This is a genomic window from Paraburkholderia ultramafica (genome assembly GCF_902859915.1).
GTDB classification, from domain to species: domain Bacteria; phylum Pseudomonadota; class Gammaproteobacteria; order Burkholderiales; family Burkholderiaceae; genus Paraburkholderia; species Paraburkholderia ultramafica.
In genome coordinates this window covers 1-2576 of sequence record NZ_CADIKK010000117.1, presented here as the reverse complement: position 1 = coordinate 2576, position 2576 = coordinate 1, and the positions used below count along the sequence as shown (strand labels likewise).

Sequence of the window (2576 nt, the reverse complement as noted above, 5' to 3'; positions counted from 1 at the left end):
GGCAGAGGATTTTTAGCGAAGCGGAAGCGGCGCACCGGGGTGATCGCAGGCACGGCACGAAATCCGCGCCCGCTTCGCTAAAAATTCTTTGAGCGAAACCGCTCCGCTAGCGCGGGCAGCTATGGGCATTGAATCAGGGTGATGACCGTGATGTTGCAGATGGCGATGCTGGATGCGTCGTGGAAGACGTCCCGCTGCTGCGTGTAAGGGTTGCGAGGACACTGATGGGATCGTGTCGGGAGGTGTGATGCGGGCGGTGGCGCCGCGATGGCCGGGGCGCGGCCAAAGCACTGCCGCAACCGGTCAACCGGTTGTGCGGGCAGATGCGCGAAGCGTGAAGGCGCGGGCGTCACGGTACACCCGCAGGAGGTGCCCGCGGCCGGGCGTGATGCGGAAGGAGTTCGATGCACACCATGTGTCCGTTCGAACATGCTGGACAGTCACGCAGGGATCGACCGGTGAGTCTGGCGTAGCGGTCACGATAGTCCTGGCTGAGCTCACCAGTGCCAGCCGCGCGCGGTGGCATGACGCCGAGCAGGCACCGGCATTCGGCGAGTCCGGTTTCGCGGCGCCGGTTGCTGAGGAACCCGTAGTGACGGATTCGCTGCAGTCCGCGCGGCAGCACGTGCAGCAGGAAGCGACGGATGAATTCCGGCGCGTCGAGCCGCATCACGCGCTGTGCGGATTCATGGCGGTAGTCTTTCCAGCGGAACGTGACGTGTCCATCAGCGATGTCGATCAGGCGATTGTTCGAGATGGCGACGCGATGCGTGTAACGTCCCAGGTAGCCGAGTACCTGCTGCGGCCCGCCGAACGGTTCCTTTGCGTACACCACCCATTCCGCGCGTCGCGGGCTATCCAGATAGCGGGCGAACGCCTGCATGTGCTGCAGGGGCGCGAGGGCGCTGAAGAACCGCAGGCGCCCGGTCTCAAAGGCACGCTGCAACCGCTCGAGGAACAGACGCCGGAACAGGCGTGATAGCACTCGCACTGGCAAGAAGAAACCAGGACGGCAGGCAATCCAGCGTGAGTGGTCCGGCGCCAGACCGCCACCCGGGACCACGCAATGCAGGTGCGGATGGTGCAGCAGGTTCTGGCCCCAGGTATGGAGGATCGCGATGAAGCCGATGTCAGCGCCGAGGTGTTTCGGATCAGCCGCGATGGTCTGCAGTGTTTCGGCGGTGGCCTGGAACAGGATGTCGTAGACCACCGCCTTGTTCTGGTAGGCGATCGCCGCGATTTCTTCCGGGACCGTGAACACCACGTGGAAATACGGTACCGGCAGCAGATCGGCCTGACGGTCGTCGAGCCATTGTGCCCGGGCAAGCGACTGGCACCTGGGACAGTGGCGATTCCGGCAGCTGTTATAGGCAATGCGTTGATGGCCGCAGGCATCGCACTGTTCGACATGTCCGCCGAGCGCGGCGGTCCGGCATAGCTCAACCGCGCTCATGACGCGCCGCTGGGCGCGACTGAGTGACCCGGCATGGGTTTGACGATACGCTGCGCCGTAGCGACGCAACACGTCCGCCACTTCCGGTGGCGTGACCTTCATGGGCGCGCTCAGAAGTTCGCTGGGGGTTCTTCTGGTGGATCAGGCGCAACCGGTTGAGGGAGCAGGTCAAAGGGACTGGTGGTCGCACAAACCGTGCTTGTGGCCACCTTCAGATAGCGGGAGGTGGTGGCGAGGCTGCGGTGGCCGAGCAGTAGCTGGATGGTGCGTACATCGGTACCCGATTCGAGCAGATGGGTGGCGAACGCGTGACGCAGGGAGTGCGGCGTGACAGGCTTGCTGATAGCCGCCCGGCGACGGGCCTGCTGGCACGCCAGCCGTATCGTCGCAGGGTCGATGGACTGGTCAGGAAAGCGCCCCGGGAACAGCCAGTGTTGTGGTCGGCCAGCCTGCCAGTAAGTGCGCAGGATTTCCAGCAGCCGCGGCGAGAGCATCACATAGCGGTCAACCTGGCCTTTGCCCTGTTCGACGCGCAGCACCATCCGCTGGCTGTCGATATCGCTGACCTTCAGTCGCGTCACTTCCGAAATGCGCAGACCGCCGGCGTAGGCTGCCATCAGGATCGTGCGGTGTTTGAAGCTCCTGATCGATTCGAGGAAAATGGTGACCTCCTCACGACTCAGGATCACCGGTAGTGTGCGTGGCTTCTTCGACATGACGATGTCGTCGACAGCCCAGCCGCGTTTGAGCGTGACCGTGTAGAGAAAGCGTAGCGCGGCGGTCGCGGTAACCAGGCTGCTGCGCGCCAGTTTGCGGACTTCGACGAGGTGCAGTTGCCAGGCGCGGATCTCTTCGGGTCCCAGCGTTGCCGGGGAGCGGCCAAAGTGCTTCGCGAAGGCGCCAACTTGCTGGAGGTACGCGCGCTGGGTATTGGCCGAGAGATTACGAACGCGCATATCCTCGACCATCCGCTGACGTAGGGGTGTCATGGCAGGACTCCTTTCAGGATGAGCAGGTGCGGTGAATTGCACTGTCATCGTCGCACCCGGAAAGGAATGTCCGCCGCGCCGGCCATGACGGGGACGTCGGCCAACCGCCATACCGCGTCAGCGGTTTTGTTCAA

The 2576-nt window shown here is 63.7% G+C and carries 2 protein-coding genes; both read right to left on the bottom strand.

Going from position 1 to position 2576, the window contains the following annotated elements:
* Positions 1 to 349: 349 nt before the first annotated feature.
* On the bottom strand, positions 350 to 1555 hold the full coding sequence (locus HV744_RS36355; RefSeq protein ID WP_175154054.1) for an IS91 family transposase: 1206 nt from the start codon (positions 1553 to 1555) through the stop codon (positions 350 to 352).
* 8 nt (positions 1556 to 1563) lie between these two features.
* Positions 1564 to 2442 (bottom strand): tyrosine-type recombinase/integrase, encoded by an 879-nt coding sequence (locus HV744_RS36350; protein WP_175154053.1) that lies wholly within the window; start codon positions 2440 to 2442, stop codon positions 1564 to 1566.
* Positions 2443 to 2576 lie beyond the last annotated feature (134 nt).